The sequence below is a fragment of the Arenimonas alkanexedens genome (assembly GCF_054781355.1).
Genome location: NZ_BAAGUO010000006.1, coordinates 97,749 through 114,275 on the forward strand (window position 1 = coordinate 97,749; position 16,527 = coordinate 114,275).

Below are 16,527 nucleotides of genomic sequence, written 5' to 3' on the forward strand. Positions count from 1 at the left end.
GTCAGTTCGCCGCCTGGGTCAGGGCCTCGGCCACCATGTCCTGGGTCAGCACGGTCGGCAGCACCCGGGGCTCGCCCTGGCGCGGGTAGACCACGTACAGCGGTACGCCGACCGCTCCGTGCGATTCCAGGAAGGCGGTGATGGCCGGATCCACGTCGGTCCAGTCGCCCTTCATGTACACGGCGCCGGCGGCGTCGAGCGAGGCGCGGAAGCCCTCGCGTGCCAGCACCGTGCGTTCGTTGGCCTTGCAGGTGACGCACCAGTCGGCGGTCATGTTCACGAACACGACCCGGCCGTCGCGGCGCAGCTGCTCGAGCTTTTCCTGCGAATAAACGACCACGCCTTCCTCGGTCGCCACCGCGCGCTCAGGCGTTGACATGCGCTGGACCACCAGCACCGGCCACAGCGCCGCCAGCACCACCAGGCCCGCCAGCACGCGCGGCAGCAGGCGGCCCCAGCGCACCTTTTCCCACCACCACAGGCCCAGGCCCAGCAGCACCGCGCCGGCCAGCACCAGGCCGATGGCGTCGGCGCCGCGCTGCTTGGCCAGCACCCACAGCAGCCAGACCGCGGTGAGGTACATCGGGAAGGCCAGCACCTGCTTGAGCGTGTCCATCCAGGCGCCGGGCTTGGGCAGGCGCGAGGCCAGCGCCGGCACGAAGCCGATCAGCAGGAAGGGCAGGGCCAGGCCGAGGCCAAGCGCGAGGAAGACCAGGATGGCAACGGCGGGCGAGGCCGCGAACGCGAACGCCAGCGCGGTGCCCATGAACGGCGCGGTGCAGGGGCTGGCGACCACGACGGCGAGCACGCCGGTGAAGAAGTCGCCGGCCGGGCCGGACTTCTGCGCCAGCGACTGGCCGGCACCGGCCAGGGAGGCGCCGAAGCTGACCACGCCCGACAGCGACAGGCCAATGGCGATCATCACCATCGCCAGCGCCGCGATCACCCCCGGCTGCTGCAGTTGGAAGCCCCAGCCCAGCGCCAGCCCAGCCTGGCGCAGCGCCAGTGCGATCGCACCCACCGCGGCGAAGCTGGCCAGCACGCCGGCGGTGTACCAGAGCGCCTGGCGCTTGGCCTGGCCGCCGCCCTGCGCCAGCGAAAGTGCCTTGAGCGAGAGCACCGGCAGCACGCAGGGCATCAGGTTGAGGATGACGCCACCGCCCAGGGCCAGGGCCAGGGCCAGCCACAGCGATGTGGCGGCGCGGGCGGGCGGGACTTCACGCGGTGCGTCGACGGCGGCGGCGCTGCCGGCGCCGGCCGGCAGGTTCACGGTGACGCTGCGGGTCATCGGCGGGTAGCAGATACCGTCGGTCTGGCAGCCCTGGAAGGTGGTGCGCACGGTCAGGACCGTGGCCGCGGTGTTGCTGCGCTGCAGCGGCAGCACGGCGTCTACCGGGTCGAAGTAGACCTGGACTTCGCCGAAGTGTTCGTCGGTATGGGCCTGGGCCGGCGGCCAGGCGATGGCGCCGGCGCTGACGCCGTCGGCGACCACCTCGACCGTACTGCGGTCACGGTAAAGGTAGTAGCCCGGCGCCGGGTTGAAGCGGAGCAGCAGCTTGTCGGGACCACCGGCGATGGCCTCGAAGCGGAACGCCTGGGTCTCGGGCAGCGGCAGGCCGTCGGCGGCGCGCGCCGGGCCGGTGCCGCCGAAGAGATCCGGGCCGCGGGCGCCGCCCAGGGCCGCCAGCGGGTCGCCGCCGGCGGTCGGCAGCGACACGGTGAGGGTCTTGGTGTGCGGCGGGTAGCAGACGCCGACATCGGCGCAGCCCTGGTACTTCACCCGAAAGCGCAGGGCGCTGGCATCGTCGGCGGCGGTGCCCATGAGCACGGCCGTGAGCTGGTGCCGGTAGGTCTCGACGTCGCCGAAGAACTCGTCGGTATAGGCCTCGCCTTCCGGAAGCTCCAGCGGCTCGGCCGTGAAGCCGCCCTCGACCAGCTCGACGCCGGTGCGGTGGCGATAAAGGTAGTAGCCGGGGGCGATGGCCCAGCGGAACTCGACGCGGCCGCGATCAGTGGCCTGCGCCTCGAGCGAAAAGGCCTCGTCGATCGGCAGCAGGTCGGATTCGTCCACCGCCAGCGCGGCGGGGGAAAGCAGCAGGGCGGCCAGGGAGGCCAACAGCCAACGGGTCATTCGGGACTCTCGCTCGAAAAGGGGGCCCGCGCGGGGCTGGCCTGTACGACCGCAAGTATCCCCGGAAGTTCGTCACCGAGGCGAGAACTCCGCCCCGGCGCGCGGCTCAGGCCCGGTCGGTCATGGCTTCGACGAAGTGCACCAGCGGCTGCTGCTCCGGGCTGCGCATGGTGCGGAAAGCCAGCAGCAGCCGCTCTTCCAGGCCGCACTGGGCGTAGAAGTTGAGCATCATTGCCGGCGTTTCGGCGTCGCCGCCCAGCCAACGCCCGCCGCGGCCGGTGGCCAGCCATTCGAAGCTGACGGCGGTGGCCATGGCGATCTTGGCCATGTTGTCGGTGGTGGGCTTGGCGCCGTCGCGCCGCTCCCACTGGGCCACGGCGCTGCGGGCCACACCCACGATGTTGGCTAGTTCGGACTGGGACAACTCGGCGCCGCGGCGCGCTTGCCTGATGCGGTTGAACAGCAAGGTCATGGTGTTTCCCCGGAAATAAAGCGTCCTGCAGTGGCCGACCCCCTCTGCGTGGGGTCTGGGCACGATGGGCAGGTGCGGTCTATAGCCGCTGTCAGCCTCCCCTGAGGACATTGCGGCATCCGTCTTCCTGCGGGCGGCGGTGCCTTGCGGCATCCGCCTGTCGAGATCCCCGGCAACAGCCCGGACCCGCCCCTGAGCCGATTGTAGTGTTAGTGCACCACCACAAATCAACCGAGGCCGGCCCTTGTGAGCGGGAACCGGCACCCCCATCAAGGACGGGTCGCAGCCTACCCCCGGGCAAGGCATGCGCGTATCATTGGCACTCACCGAGGCCGAGTGCTAACACACTAGGCCATGTTGTTGAAATCACAGGAATAATGAGGATACCCATGAACATCAAGCCGCTCTACGACCGCGTGGTCATCAAGCGTATGGAAGAAGAAAAGATGTCCGCCGGCGGCATCGTCATTCCCGACTCGGCCACCGAAAAGCCGATCAAGGGCGAAGTGTTGGCGGTTGGCGCCGGTAAGGCGCTCGACAACGGTTCGACCCGCGCCCCGACCGTGAAGGTTGGCGACAAGGTGTTGTTCGGCAAGTACGCCGGCACCGAAGTGAAGGTCGACGGCCACGAGATCCTGGTGGTCAAGGAAGACGACATCCTCGCCATCCTCGGCTAAGACGTCCCCCGCCGGTCCGCGCTTGCGCGACCGGCCCCGCACCAACCCCACTAAAGAATTCTGGAGTTAAAGAAATGGCTGCCAAGGAAATTCGTTTCGGTGAAGACGCCCGCGCCCGCATGGTGAAGGGCGTCAACATCCTCGCCAATGCCGTCAAGGCCACCCTGGGCCCGAAGGGCCGCAACGTCGTGCTCGACAAGAGCTTCGGCGCCCCCACGATCACCAAGGACGGCGTGTCCGTCGCCAAGGAAATCGAGCTCGCCGACAAGTTCGAGAACATGGGCGCGCAGATGGTGAAGGAAGTCGCGTCCAAGACCTCCGACATCGCCGGTGACGGCACCACCACCGCCACCGTGCTGGCGCAGGCGCTGATCCGCGAGGGCATGAAGGCCGTTGCGGCCGGCATGAACCCGATGGACCTCAAGCGCGGCATCGACAAGGCGGTCATCGCCGCGGTCGCCGAGCTCAAGACCCTGTCAAAGCCCTGCTCGACCTCGAAGGAAATCGCCCAGGTCGGTTCGATCTCGGCCAACTCCGATGGCGACATCGGCGAGCTGATCGCCAAGGCCATGGACAAGGTCGGCAAGGAAGGCGTGATCACGGTTGAAGAAGGTTCGGGCCTCGAGAACGAGCTCGACGTGGTCGAGGGCATGCAGTTCGACCGCGGCTACCTGTCGCCGTACTTCATCAACAACCAGCAGTCGATGTCGGCCGAGCTCGAAGACCCGTTCATCCTGCTGTACGACAAGAAGATCTCGAACGTGCGCGAGCTGCTGCCGGTGCTGGAAGGCGTCGCCAAGGCCGGCAAGCCGCTGCTGATCGTGGCCGAGGAAGTGGAAGGCGAGGCCCTGGCCACGCTGGTGGTCAACACCATCCGCGGCATCGTCAAGGTTTGCGCCGTCAAGGCCCCGGGCTTCGGCGACCGCCGCAAGGCGATGCTGGAAGACATGGCCATCCTGACCGGCGGCACCGTGATTTCCGAGGAAGTCGGCCTGCAGCTCGAGAAGGCGACCATCAAGGACCTCGGCCGCGCCAAGAAGATCCAGGTGACCAAGGAAAACACCACCATCATTGATGGCGCCGGTGTGGCCGAAGGTATCCAGGCCCGCATCAAGCAGATCAAGGCGCAGATCGAAGACACCTCTTCGGACTACGACCGCGAGAAGCTGCAGGAGCGCGTCGCCAAGCTCGCCGGCGGCGTGGCCGTGATCAAGGTCGGTGCCTCGACCGAGATCGAGATGAAGGAAAAGAAGGCCCGCGTTGAAGACGCCCTGCACGCCACCCGCGCTGCGGTGGAAGAGGGCATCGTCCCGGGCGGCGGCGTCGCGCTGATCCGCGCCAAGGCCTCGATCGTTGGCCTCAAGGGCATCAACGAAGACCAGAACCACGGCATCGTGATCGCCCTGCGGGCCATGGAAGCCCCGCTGCGCGAGATCGTCACCAACGCCGGTGAAGAGCCGTCCGTCATCCTCAACAAGGTTGTCGAAGGCAAGGGCGCGTTCGGTTACAACGCCGCCAACGGCGAGTACGGCGACATGATCGAGTTCGGCATCCTGGACCCGACCAAGGTCACCCGTACCGCGCTGCAGAACGCCGCGTCGATCGCGGGCCTGATGATCACCACCGAAGCCATGGTGGCCGATGCCCCGAAGAAGGACGACGGCGGCGCCGGTGCCGGCGGCGGCATGGGCGGCGGCATGGGTGGCATGGGCGGCATGGACTTCTGATCCCGCCCGCAAGTCTGGAAAAGCCCCGCCTCGGCGGGGCTTTTTTTTGGCGACTGCCGATGGCACTTGCTTCACATCCTCTGCACGGTATCCTCGGAAGTTCGGGGCCTGGCCAAGGCCAAGCGTCGCCCTAAATCCAGGAGATACCGTCATGAAACTCCGTAGTCTTTTGATCGCCTGTTTGCTGGTCTTGCCGCTCGCTGCGCAGGCCCGCATCGCCGAAGACACCGAAACCGCGACGCTGGCCCAGCGCGCCGACGCCGAAGCCGAGAAGATCACCGACGCTGATGCCTTCGTCGACGAGATTGACGAAACCCTGACCCTGGCGCGTGACGGTACCTATGGCCGCATCAAGCGCGGCTCGATGGTGCAGGCCGAGAGTGCCCGCAACAAAATCGCCGACCTGCTCGAAGGCCACGAAACGGCGATGGAGCTGCAGCCGGAAGAGCGCATCGAGCTTTACAACGCCCAGGAGCTGATCGTCGCGATGATCCGCAACGACGAAAAGGGCCGGATGGTCTGCAAGAAAGAAATCCGGCTGGGTTCGCGCATGCCGACCACCGAGTGCTTGAGCGTCGCCCAGCGTGAAGAGAAGGCGCGCGCTGGCCGTGCCGGCACCAACGACACCATGCGCACCATCTGCAATGCCGGCGAAGGTCAGTCCTGCTCGCGTTGAGCGATGCCCTTGCCTGACGAAAAACCCCGCCTTGGCGGGGTTTTTTTTGGTTCGTGCCACCGCATTCCGACCAGTTCAGCGAGGCGGCGCGCCGCCGCCGGTGGGCTGCAGCGGAAGCCCCGCCTGCTGCCAGGCCTCGATGCCGCCGCGGTACCAAAGCACCTGGCTGTAGCCCAGGTTGATCGCGCGCAGCGAGGCGTTGTAGCTCATCCAGCATTGGACGCTCTGGCAGTAAAAGACCATCGGACGATCCTTGCGGCCCTGCGTGACCTGCTGCAGGTAGTTCCCGAACTCCTGCTGCGTCTGGTCCTGGAAATTGCCGCCCTGCGACGCCGGAACCACCGGGATGGCTTGCGGCAGCGCCTGCGGCCCGCCCAGCACGTCGAACACCAGTGCCCCGGACTGCTGGTTCTGAAGCAGCGGCGCCAGCTCCTGTGTGGTGATCAGCCGACCCCCGGGCACACTGGCCGGCGTCGGGCCGTGCAACCCGCCGGAGCGCAGTTGGGCGGTGGCCGCGACGCCCATGTCCTGGCGCTCCATCATGGACAGGCGTCCGAGCGCATCGCCGCCACCGGGCTGGCCGGACTGGGGCGGTTGGCCATAGCCCGGAGGCGATTGGCCATAGCCTGGGGGCGCGGTCGTGGGCGCCGTGGGCGGGTAAGTGGCCGGCGCCTGGGTTGCGGGCGGCTCCTGACGGGGCGCCGCGGGGGCGCTGCCGAAACTGTCTTGCCCGATCGCAGCAGCGGGCAGCAGACAGGTTGTAAAGGCGAGCAGGGAAATTGCGGATACCAGGCAGGATCGGTTCATTCGATACGCTCCATTTCTTCGGCTTCGATCCCCAAATCCACGGAAGGATTGAGGTTGGGATTATTGGATTCGAAATAACTGCCGTCCGCCGCGCGCCAGCCGTGGTCGTAACGGTTGTCGAGCTCTACTTGTTCGCCCGTCACCGGATCGAGGTAGCGCTCGACGTTGTTGATGCCGTCCACCGTGCGACGCTGGATATCGTCGCCCGTGGCATTGCGGCCTTCCCAGCCGCGCTGGTTGATGTCCGCGATCTCTCGGCCGGTGTTGGCGATGATTACGCCGCGCTCCTCGATGCCGCGCCGCCCCTGGTCTGCGATCTTGGCGTTGTGGCGATCCATGAGCGCCTGCCACTGCGGATCGGGCCGTGCGGACTGGGCGAAATGGGTCAGCAGTCCCAGGTCGAGCTGTCCGGCCGGCGCCCGCGCCGACACCGGGGAGCCGGCGATGCCGGTCAGGAAGCGGCGCACTTCGCCGGGCATGACGCCAGCCATCGTGGTTTCGTTGAACATCACCACCACTGCGATGGCTTCCCGCACTTCACCGGCAGGGCCGTCGTAGGCGATCAGCAACTCTCCACCCTCCTTCCAGAAGCGGTTCTGCGCATCGCCCGGTGGCGGCGGGCTGACTATCAGGTCGTTGCGGGCGCGGTAGTCGAGCATGCGCGCCCCCGGGCGGTTCCGCTGTGCCCACGACTGCAGGTAGGCGCGCACGTCGGTGATCGGCCATCGGGGGCAGTTGCCGCCCGGCAGGTCCATGCCCAGGTTGTCCCAGGTCCAGGCTTCCGAGGGCAGCATTTCGAGGGTCCGGCGACCATCCGGCGACTGGGCGCGCCACTGGAAGCCGGGTGTCGCCCCGCAGGGGGCCTGGGCGTTCCAGACCACGCCGCCGCCCGACTGCCAGCCGGTGGGAACCTCCACCCACAGCGCAGCCATGGGCTTGTCGAAACCGCTGCGGTCCACCACCGGCAGGCGCTGCCATGGGCTGTCTGAACGCGCCGCCGGCTGGGGTGCCCCGGATGCGGGCGACCCCGCTTCCATAGGTCCGCCGTAGGGCGCCGCGAACGCGGGATCGCCGCCCATGGGCGCCTCGCCGCCGGGATCGGGTGCTGCGCCGCAGGCGGTCAGTGCCGCAGAAAGCAGCACGATCAGCTGGGCGGGGCGCGGTGCTTGGGTTGCCATGGGGGTGTTCCTCCGGGTGTTACTTCCTATAGGCGCAACACGGAGCAGGATCGGCTCATCGGCCACGGCGGCTCAGGCAGCGGGACCCAGGGCGTCGAACAGCCAGGCCCGTGCGGCCTGCCAGTGCCGCTTCACCGTCGCCGGCGACGTGCCCATGGCTTCGGCCGTTTCCTCGATGCCCAGTCCGCCGAAGTAACGCAGTTCGACCAAGCGCGCCTTGTCCGGGTCTATCTGCGCCAGCCGCAGCAGGGCCTCGTCCAGGGCCAGTACGTCCAGGTCGGTGCGTTCGTCGGGCAGGTCCAGGCCGGTAAAGGTGACGCGCTGGCCGCCGTCGCGCTTGGCGGCGCTGCGGCGGCGGGCGTGGTCCACCAGCACCTCGCGCATCACCCGAGCGGCCATGCGCACGAAATGCGCCCGGTCCTGCCAGTCAATGCGGTCCAGCCCCGACAGCCGCAGGTAGGCCTCGTTGACCAGGGCGGTGGGCTGCAGGGTGTGGTTGCCGCGTTCGCCCCGCAGCTGACGGTCGGCCAGGGCACGAAGTTCGGGGTAAACGATCGCGACCAGTCGGTCGCGGGCACCGGCATCCCCCTGTCGCCAGGCGCAGAGCAATTCGGTCACGTCACCGGTCATGGCCGGCAGTCTAGCAGTGCAGCCGGTGAGCCTATTCGGGCCCTGCCTGCGCCTTCTGCTAGTGTCCGGCCAATGTGTGGCCAGGGGTAACCGCATGAAGACTTCGCTTGAAATCCAGGTGCTGCAGCTGTTCGAGCAGGCCCTGGAGCAACCGCTAGGCCTGCGCGAGGAATGGCTGGCCGCCCAGGACGTGCCGCCCGAGGCCGCCGCGCGCGCGCTGCGCCTGCTGCGCGCCGAGGCGGCGGCCGGCGACTTCATGGAGGAAACGGCGCTGATGCCGGACGCGTTGCCGCCGGAATTCCCGAAGGTCGGCGAGCGGCTGGGCAACTACGAGCTGCTCAAGCCACTCGAAGCCGGCGGCATGGGCGTGGTCTACCTGGGGCGGCGCGCCGACGACGTTTACGACCAGCAGGTGGCGATCAAGCTGGTGCGGCCGGTGCATCTGCTGGCGGCGGCCGAATTCCGGCGCCAGCTGATCTCGCGCTTCGAGGACGAGCGCTCAATCCTGGCGCGCATGAGCCACCCGAACGTGGCCCGGATCCTGGACGGCGGCAGCACGGCCGGCGGCATTCCCTACCTGGTGATGGAATACGTCGACGGCGTGTCCCTGACCGACTACTGCAAGGCCAATGCACTCGACGTGGACGCGCGCCTGGCCTTGTTCTGCAAGGTCTGCGATGGCGTGCAGGAAGCGCATCGCCATCTGATCGTGCATCGCGACCTGAAGCCCGACAACATCCTGGTGGGCGAGAACGGCGAGCCGCGCCTGCTCGATTTCGGCATCGCCAAGATCCTGGAGCAGGAGCCGATCGGCAAGCGCGACGGCACCTCGCTGTCGGCCATGACGCCGGCCTACGCCAGTCCGGAACAGGTGCGGCAAGAGCGCCTGACCACCAGCTCCGACGTGTATTCGCTGGGCGTGGTGCTGTACCAGCTGCTGGCGGGCGTGCGGCCCTACGAGCTTGGCGGCCTGCGCCCCGCGGAAGCCGAACATGTGGTCTGCGACACCCAGCCCGACCCGATGCAGAAGATGATCGGCAAGGCTGCGATCAGCGACCAGGAACGCAAGCTGCGCCGAAGCCAGATCACCTCGGACGTCGAGCGGATCGTCGCCAAGGCGATGCACAAGGAATCGGCCCGGCGCTACGGCTCGGCGCAGGAGCTTGCGGACGATATCCGCCGCTATCTGGCGGGCCAGCCGGTGCAGGCGCACCCGGATTCAGCGGGCTACCGGATGCGCAAGTTCGTGGGCCGGCATCGCTTGGGTGTTGCGGCCTCCATTCTTGCGATGTTGGCCATCTTCAGCGCCACCGGCGTGGCGTTCTGGCAGGCCGACCGAGCCACGCATGCATTGATGGATGCCAGGGACGTAAACAACTTCCTGATGGACGTGCTCAAGTCATCCGACCCCTCCAATGTCGGCAGCGATATCAGCGTCAGCGAAGCCGTGGATCTGGCGGCGGCCAAGGTGGCGCCGCGCTTTGGAGACCGGCCTGAAATATCTTCCGAAATTCGCGCTGCGCTGGGCTACAGCATGCTTACCCGGAACAAGCTCGACCTTGCCGAACGTGAGCTCGGCCTGGCGCTGGAGGAAAGCACGACGGCGTTTGGCGAAGACAGTTTGAGCGTCCTGAAAATTCGCGAAATGATCGCCCAGCTACGCAAGTCGCAAGACCGCGTACCCGAGGCCGAAGTCATGGTCGGCGAGATACTGGCCTCGTTGGAATCACAGGGGCTGACGTCCGATCCACTCTACTCAGTGACGCTGAGCAACATGGGCGAACTCATGCTCGGCAAGAACGACTACGCCGAAGCGGAACGCTATCTCCGCCGGGCTCTAGCGGCGATGGGCGATCCTGCCGACCATGCCCCGACCGATCATGCCGTGATCATTGGCAGCCTGGCCTATGCCGCGGAAGGCCAGGGTGAACCGAAGCGCGCCGAGGCGCTCTATCGGGAATCGATCGCGGAGCTGGAAGCCTTGGGGCCGAGCGCCGGCATGCAGCTCTCGACGATACTGAGCAATCTGGCCCTCCTTCTCGATGAACGTGACGCCAGCGACGAGGCCTATGCGCTTCGCCTGCGATCGGTGGAATTGCTGGCGCTGGGTTTCCCGCAGGGGCATCCGAAGCTGGTCTTCTCGCTCTTGGAACTGTCGAAGTGGGCGGCTGCCCGGGGCGAACTTGAAACCTCACTGGACGCGGCCCGCCGTGGCGACGCCATGGCGACTGATCTGGGTGAGCCCGGTGATCTGGTCATGATCTTTGCCCGGTTGGTGCTGGCGGATGCCCTCGCCCAGTCAGGCGACGCCGAGGCCGCCGACATCGCATTGTCGGAGGCGCAAGTGTGGGTAGACGCCCTGCCGCCGGAAATGAAGAACCTGCGCAACATGGCCGCCGAGCTGCGCGCGCAGCTCTGCGGTGAGTCGCGCTCGTCGCCCCTGCCGGGTTGCGACGGTGCTGGCTAGGCCGGCTTGCGCGTAAACCGCCGGGTGAAGCTCTCCATCGCCGCGAACGCCGCCGGGATCACCACCAGGCTCAGCAGGGTCGAGGTGATCAGGCCGCCGATCACCGCCACCGCCATCGGCTGGCGGAACGCCGCATCGGCGCCCAGGCCAAAGGCGATCGGCAGCATGCCGGCGGTCATGGCGATGGTGGTCATGATCACCGGGCGCGCGCGCTTGCGGCAGGCGTCCACCAGGGCGTCGTGCATGTCCATGCCCATCTGGTCCTCGGCGATCACCGCGTAGTCGACCAACAGGATCGAGTTCTTGGTGGCGATGCCGATCAGCATCAACAGACCGATCAGCGCCGGCAGCGACAGCAGGGTACCGGTGACCAGCATCAGCCCGAAGGCGCCGCCGGCCGACAGTGGCACCGCCATCAGGATGATCAGCGGATGGCTGGCATGGTTGAACAGCAGCAACAACACCGCGTACACGCAGAACAGGCCGGCCGCCATCGCCAGCGCGAAGCCGACGAAGAGTTCGATGAATATTTCCGAGTCGCCGGTGTTCTGCACCTGCACGCCGGGCGGCAGCCGCTGCAGCGAAGGGAGCTTTTCCACTTCGGCCATCACGTCGCCCAGCGGGCGGCCGTTGAGTTCGGCGGTAAAGGTGATGTTGCGCTGGCGTCCGTAGCGGTTGACCTGCGACGGGCCGGTGCCGGTGCGGATCTCGGCCACGGCCGACAGCGGCACGGTGCCGCCGCTGGCGCTGGGCACGCGCAGCAGGGACAGCAGCGCCTCATCCGACAGGTTCTCTTCGGCCAGGCGCACGCGGATCGGCACCTGGCGGTCCGGCAGGTTGAGCTTGGCCAGGCGCTGGCGGAAGTCGCCGCTGGTGGCGATGCGCGCGGCCTCGGCGATGTCCACCGTGGACACGCCCAGGTCGGCGGCGCGGCGCGGGTCGGGCACGATCACCAGTTCGGGACGCAGCAGCGAAGCGGTCGAGCTGACCGTGCCCAGCCCCGGCAGCGAGCGCAGGTCGCGCTCGAAGTCGCCGGCGGCCTGGTACAGCCGCGCCGGATCGTCGCCGCTGAGCACCAGCATCAGCTGCTCGCCTGGTTCGCTGCTCAGGAATCGCTGGCGGACGCCGGGCAGCTGCTCCAAGCGCAGCCTCACCTCGCGCTCGAGCTCTTTCTGGGTGCGTTCGCGGTCGGCGTCGGGGCCCCAGTCGAGCACCATCGTGACCTTGCGCACTTCGCCGATGCCGTTGACGGCGGGGTCGCCGAGGTCGAGTACGCCGCCGACGGTGGCATAGGTCTGGCGCAGCTCGGGGATGTCCTGGATCAGCGCGCGGGCGCGCTCGCTCATCGCCGAGGTTTGCTCGAGGCGCGCTCCGGGCGGCAGCTCCAGGCTCAGGTTGCTGCGGCCCAGGTCGGAGCCGGGGATGAAAGTGGCCGGAATCAGCGGCACCAGGGCCAGCGAGCCGATGAACATCGCCAGCGCCAGGCCCAGGGTCTTGAAGCGGTTCGCCAGCGCCCACTCCACCAGGCGCAGGTAGCGCGCCATCAGCGCCGATTCTTTCTCGACATGCGGCTTGGGCTTGAGCTGGTAGGCCGCCATCATCGGCGTGAGCAGGCGCGCCACCATCAGCGAGAACATGACGGCCGTGGCCGCGGTCCAGCCGAATTCCAGGAAGAACTTGCCGGCGATGCCGGGCATGAAAGCCACGGGGATGAACACGGCCGCCAGCGTCGCCGAGGTCGCGATCACCGCCAGCCCGATTTCGTCCGCCGCTTCCGTGGCCGCGACCTTGGGCGACTTGCCCATGGCCAGGTGGCGGTCGATGTTCTCGACCTCGACGATGGCGTCGTCCACCAGGATGCCCACCACCACCGCCAGCGCCAGCAGCGTGATCATGTTCAGGCTGAAGCCCAGCAGCCAGATGACGCCGAAGGTGGGAATGATCGACAGCGGCAGCGCCAGCGCCGAGATCCAGGTCGCGCGCCAGTCGCGCAGGAACCACCACACCACCAGCACCGCCAGCAGCGCGCCTTCCCACAGCATGGTCATGGAGGAACTGAAGGAGGCCCGCACTTCATCAATCGCCGTGCTGACGAGCTTGAACTCGAGGCGCGGATGCTCGGCCGCGAGCTCGGCAATCGCCGCTTCGATGCCTTCGCCCACTTTGATTTCGCTCGAACCCAGGGTGCGGCTGACGCCGAAGCTCACCACCGGCTGGCCGTCGATCATCGCCAGCTGGCGACGCTCGGCGTGGCCGTCGGTGATCTTGGCCAGCGACGACAGCGGCACCTGGCTGCCGTCGGGCAGCACGATCGGGAACTGTTCGAGCTGCTGCGCGCTTTGCACCGTGCCCACCGCACGGATCGCCTGTTCGCTGCTGCCCTGGGTAGCGCGGCCACCGGAGAGCTCAAGCTGCGAGCGCGCCAGCTGGGCCGACACGTTGCCGGCGGTCAGGCCATACGCCGCCAGCACGCCCGGGCGTAGGTCCACCTGTACCTCGCGGGTAATGCCGCCGCTGCGCAGGACGGTGCCGACGCCCTGTACCGAAAACAGTTTCTTGGTGACGTCGTTGTCCACGAACCAGCTCAGTTCATCCTCACCCAGGCTGCTGGACGACACGGCATAGGTGACCAGGGTGCCGCCAACGATCTCGATCTTGGCGATCACCGGCTCTTCGATGTCCCCGGGCAGGTCGGCACGAATGCGGGCCACGGCGTCGCGCACTTCGTCGAGCGCGACGTCCAAGGGCTTGCCGATGCGGAATTCGACGAAGGTGACGGACGCCCCTTCGGTGACGGTGCTGACGAGTTTGTTGATCTCCGGCAGGCTGGCCACCGAATCCTCGACCTTGCGGGTCACTTCGGTTTCAAGCTGGCTGGGAGTCGCGCCCGGCAGCGCCACGGTGATGGTGATGCCCGGGTAGGAAATGTCGGGGAAGCGCGATACCGCCAGCTGCTGGAAGCCGAACAGGCCAACGATGGTCAGCAGGATGAACAGCAGGATGGCCGGCAGCGGCCGGTTGATGGACCAGGCGGAGAAGTTCATCCCGCTCAGCCCCCGGTGGCGGCGACGACGCGCACGCGGTCACCGTCGGCCAGGAAGCCGGCGCCTTCGACCACGACTTTCTCATCGGCTTCGAGTCCGTCCAGAACCTGCACCACGCTGCCTTCGCGCGCGCCGAGCTCGACCCGGCGTTGGGCGACCACGTCGCCTTCGCCCAGTACGAACACATAGCGGTAGCCGTCGCGCTGGACGATGGCCTGGTCGGGCACGGTGCGCGCGGGCAGTTTGCCCAGCACCAGGTCGCCCGCGGCATACATGCCGGCGCGCAAGGCGCCCGGTGCCGGCAGGTCGGCGTAGACCAGGCCGGTGCGGCTCTGGACGTCGAGCGCCGGCGATACCGCGCGCACGGTGCCCGCGACGGCCTCACCGTCGGGGCCGCGCAGTTCCACCGGCACGCCGGGGGTGACCCGGATCAGGGCCGCTTCGGGCAGTTCGGCGCGCCACTCCAGGCGGCCATCGCGGATCAGGCTCAGCAGCTCCGCACCGGCGGAGACAACCTGGCCCGGCTGCACCAGCCGCTGCGAGATCACGCCGGCGGCCGGGGCGCGCAGGGTCGCGAAGCCCAGGCGCAGGCGGGCGTTCTCGAGCTGGGCGAGGGCGGTCTGGCGCTGGGCCTTGGCGGTGAGCTCGCCGGAAATGAGCTGGTCGGCCTCGCTGTCGGCGATCAGCTGTTCGCGCTTGAGTGTTTCACCGCGGCGGGCGTTGGCGCTGGCCACCGCCAGGGCGGCGTCGGCCTGGGCCAGCACGGCCTGGGCCTGGCGCAGCTCCATCTGCAGGCTGCGCACGTCCAGCTGCAGCAGCGGCTGGCCCTGGCTGACCTGGTCGCCTACTTCCACCATGACTTCGGCCACGCGCTGGCCTGAAAGCTCGACGCCGAGCGCCATCTGCTCCCAGGCCGCGATCGAGCCCGATGCCGTGACCCGCCGGTCCAGCGACTGCTGCACCGGCGTGGCGACGCTGACGGTCAGGCTTGGCGCAGCCTCGGCCGGCGGCGCGTCCTCGGCGCAGGCGGCGAGCAGCAGAGCGGGCGCCAGAAGCAGGGCCGGAAGACGCAGTCGAATCATGGGTAGGGGCCAGCTGGAAGAGGCAATGGCGGCATTGTCGCAGAGCCGGGATGCGTTGCACGTGCAGGGCGTATCGGCGGGCGTTGCGGCGGGTTCCGCCCGGTGGCTGTCCTTTTGGGTAGCCTGTAGCCGTTCCTAGGAGTGCCTTCACTGGAGTCATCATGCCGAACACGCCGCACCTCGAATCCGACGCCCCCGCCCGCGCCAAGCGACTGGCTGCGCTGGACAACGACACGGCCCTGCACCGCCTGTCGCGTGCGGCGCCGCTGGAAGTGGCCGACCTGCTGTCCCGGATGCCACCGGCACGCGCCAACAGCCTGCTGGCCGCCATGGATCCCGGCCGCCGCGCCAGCGTGATGGCCGCTGCGCCGGCGGGAACCGACTGGGGCGACGGCCAGCGCTACGAAGAAGGCATGGTCGGGCGTTTGCTGGAAGATCCGCCGGCGGTGTTCACCAGCGGCACGCCGGTAGCCGAGGCCATCGAAGCGCTGCGCGACGTAGTGAAGACGCGCATGGTGACCTACCTGTGGGTGGTGGACGCGCAGCAGCGCCTGCAGGGCGTGGTGGCGTTCCGCGAGCTGCTGTACGCCGATCGCGCGCGCAGTCTCGACGACATCATGATCCGCTCGCCCTTCTGTCTGCGCCCCACCACCACCCTGGTCGAGGCGATGCGCGAGGTGGTGACCCGCCACTACCCGGTCTACCCGGTTTGCGAGGACGACGGCCGGCTGGTCGGGCAGGTTCGCGGCCAGGTGCTGTTCGAGCAGCAGGCCTTCGAGATATCGGCCCAGGCCGGCGCCATGGTCGGCGTCGAGAAGGAGGAACGGCTGGCAACGCCGCTGTGGCGCGCGTTCCGGTTCCGCAATCCGTGGCTGCTGGTGAACCTGCTGACGGTCTTCGTTGCCGCCGGCGTGGTGGGCTATTTCGAGGACACCATCAATCGGGTGGTGGTGCTGGCCATGTTCCTGCCGGTGCTGGGCGGCCAGGCCGGCAACCTGGGCTGCCAGTCGCTGGCGGTGATGCTGCGCGGCATGACCCTGGGCGAGTTGCGCGGCCTGGGCGTGACCAAACTGGTGATGAAGGAGGGGCTGCTCGGCCTGCTCAATGGCGTGGTGACCGGTGCGCTGGCCGGGGCGGCCATGTACTTCGTGGTGGCGCGCGACGGCAGCGGCAACGCGCTGCTGCTGGGCGCGATCACGCTGGTGGCGATGGCGCTGAGCTGCATGATCGCCGGCCTCGCCGGTTCGCTGATTCCGCTGATCCTGAAGCGTCTGGGCGCGGATCCGGCAACGGCGTCCAGCATTTTCCTGACCACCCTGACCGACGTCGTCAGCATGGGCAGCTTCCTTGGCCTGGTGGCCTGGCTGGTGCTCTGACGCCGGCGCGCCAACGCTTATGCTGCACTGCAACGTGCATCAATTCGGACCTCGCGCCACGATGTTTTCGCTTCCGACGTGGGGGAGGGAGCTGAAAAGCCCGCAGCTGCCTAGCGCTGCGGGCTTTTCTTTTGGCTATTAGGATTCCAGTGTTGAATCGACTGGCCAGCCCTGAGATGGGTTTGGGTCGGATCCAGTGTTGGCGCGGTGGATTCCGCGAAAAGGCGATCCGTGCTGCCCGTGTGGATTTTTCTTCCGCC

Annotated in this window: 12 protein-coding genes; 5 read left to right on the forward strand and 7 right to left on the reverse strand. The window is 67.9% G+C overall.

The genetic code is table 11. The features are described from left to right. Window position 1: 1 nt before the first annotated feature. Complete coding sequence (locus ACYVGY_RS12035; RefSeq protein WP_460457733.1) at window positions 2-2,131, reverse strand: protein-disulfide reductase DsbD family protein; 2,130 nt, start codon at window positions 2,129-2,131, stop codon at window positions 2-4. 106 nt (window positions 2,132-2,237) lie between these two features. Then, a complete protein-coding gene (locus ACYVGY_RS12040) occupies window positions 2,238-2,603 on the reverse strand; it encodes a helix-turn-helix transcriptional regulator (RefSeq protein WP_460457734.1) in 366 nt (121 codons plus the stop codon). Window positions 2,604-2,992: 389 nt separating this feature from the next. Between ACYVGY_RS12040 and groES the strand changes: the two genes are divergently transcribed. The 3 genes from groES (at window position 2,993) to ACYVGY_RS12055 (ending at window position 5,683) form a co-directional block, all read left to right on the forward strand. Further along, on the forward strand, window positions 2,993-3,280 hold the full coding sequence (gene groES, locus ACYVGY_RS12045; RefSeq protein WP_460457735.1) for a co-chaperone GroES: 288 nt from the start codon (window positions 2,993-2,995) through the stop codon (window positions 3,278-3,280). Between the two features lie 74 nt (window positions 3,281-3,354). Then, complete coding sequence (groL, locus tag ACYVGY_RS12050; RefSeq protein ID WP_460457736.1) at window positions 3,355-5,007, forward strand: chaperonin GroEL; 1,653 nt, start codon at window positions 3,355-3,357, stop codon at window positions 5,005-5,007. 151 nt (window positions 5,008-5,158) lie between these two features. Then, window positions 5,159-5,683, forward strand: a complete 525-nt coding sequence (locus ACYVGY_RS12055; RefSeq protein WP_460457737.1) for a hypothetical protein — start codon at window positions 5,159-5,161, stop codon at window positions 5,681-5,683. A 75-nt stretch (window positions 5,684-5,758) separates the two neighbouring features. Here ACYVGY_RS12055 and ACYVGY_RS12060 read toward each other — a convergent pair whose 3' ends face one another. The 3 genes from ACYVGY_RS12060 to ACYVGY_RS12070 all read right to left on the reverse strand — a co-directional run bounded on the left by ACYVGY_RS12060 (window position 5,759) and on the right by ACYVGY_RS12070 (window position 8,298). Continuing rightward, on the reverse strand, window positions 5,759-6,490 hold the full coding sequence (locus ACYVGY_RS12060; protein WP_460457738.1) for a rhodanese-like domain-containing protein: 732 nt from the start codon (window positions 6,488-6,490) through the stop codon (window positions 5,759-5,761). After that, a complete protein-coding gene (locus ACYVGY_RS12065) occupies window positions 6,487-7,668 on the reverse strand; it encodes a hypothetical protein (protein ID WP_460457739.1) in 1,182 nt (393 codons plus the stop codon). The genes ACYVGY_RS12060 and ACYVGY_RS12065 overlap by 4 nt, the downstream gene beginning before the upstream one ends. Before the next feature lie 72 nt (window positions 7,669-7,740). Further along, window positions 7,741-8,298 (reverse strand): sigma-70 family RNA polymerase sigma factor, encoded by a 558-nt coding sequence (locus tag ACYVGY_RS12070; protein ID WP_460457740.1) that lies wholly within the window; start codon window positions 8,296-8,298, stop codon window positions 7,741-7,743. A gap of 94 nt (window positions 8,299-8,392) precedes the next feature. Between ACYVGY_RS12070 and ACYVGY_RS12075 the strand changes: the two genes are divergently transcribed. Continuing rightward, window positions 8,393-10,765, forward strand: coding sequence for a serine/threonine-protein kinase (locus ACYVGY_RS12075; RefSeq protein WP_460457741.1), 2,373 nt, complete (start codon window positions 8,393-8,395; stop codon window positions 10,763-10,765). On the opposite strand, the gene ACYVGY_RS12080 is transcribed toward ACYVGY_RS12075, so the two are convergent. Continuing rightward, window positions 10,762-13,809, reverse strand: coding sequence for an efflux RND transporter permease subunit (locus ACYVGY_RS12080; protein ID WP_460457742.1), 3,048 nt, complete (start codon window positions 13,807-13,809; stop codon window positions 10,762-10,764). The genes ACYVGY_RS12075 and ACYVGY_RS12080 overlap by 4 nt on opposite strands. 5 nt (window positions 13,810-13,814) lie before the next feature. Continuing rightward, window positions 13,815-14,891, reverse strand: a complete 1,077-nt coding sequence (locus tag ACYVGY_RS12085; protein WP_460457743.1) for an efflux RND transporter periplasmic adaptor subunit — start codon at window positions 14,889-14,891, stop codon at window positions 13,815-13,817. Between the two features lie 161 nt (window positions 14,892-15,052). On the opposite strand from ACYVGY_RS12085, the gene ACYVGY_RS12090 reads away from it, so the two are divergent. Next, window positions 15,053-16,267: a magnesium transporter gene (locus ACYVGY_RS12090; protein ID WP_460457744.1), complete on the forward strand. Its 1,215-nt coding sequence runs from the start codon at window positions 15,053-15,055 to the stop codon at window positions 16,265-16,267. Window positions 16,268-16,527: the final 260 nt, after the last annotated feature.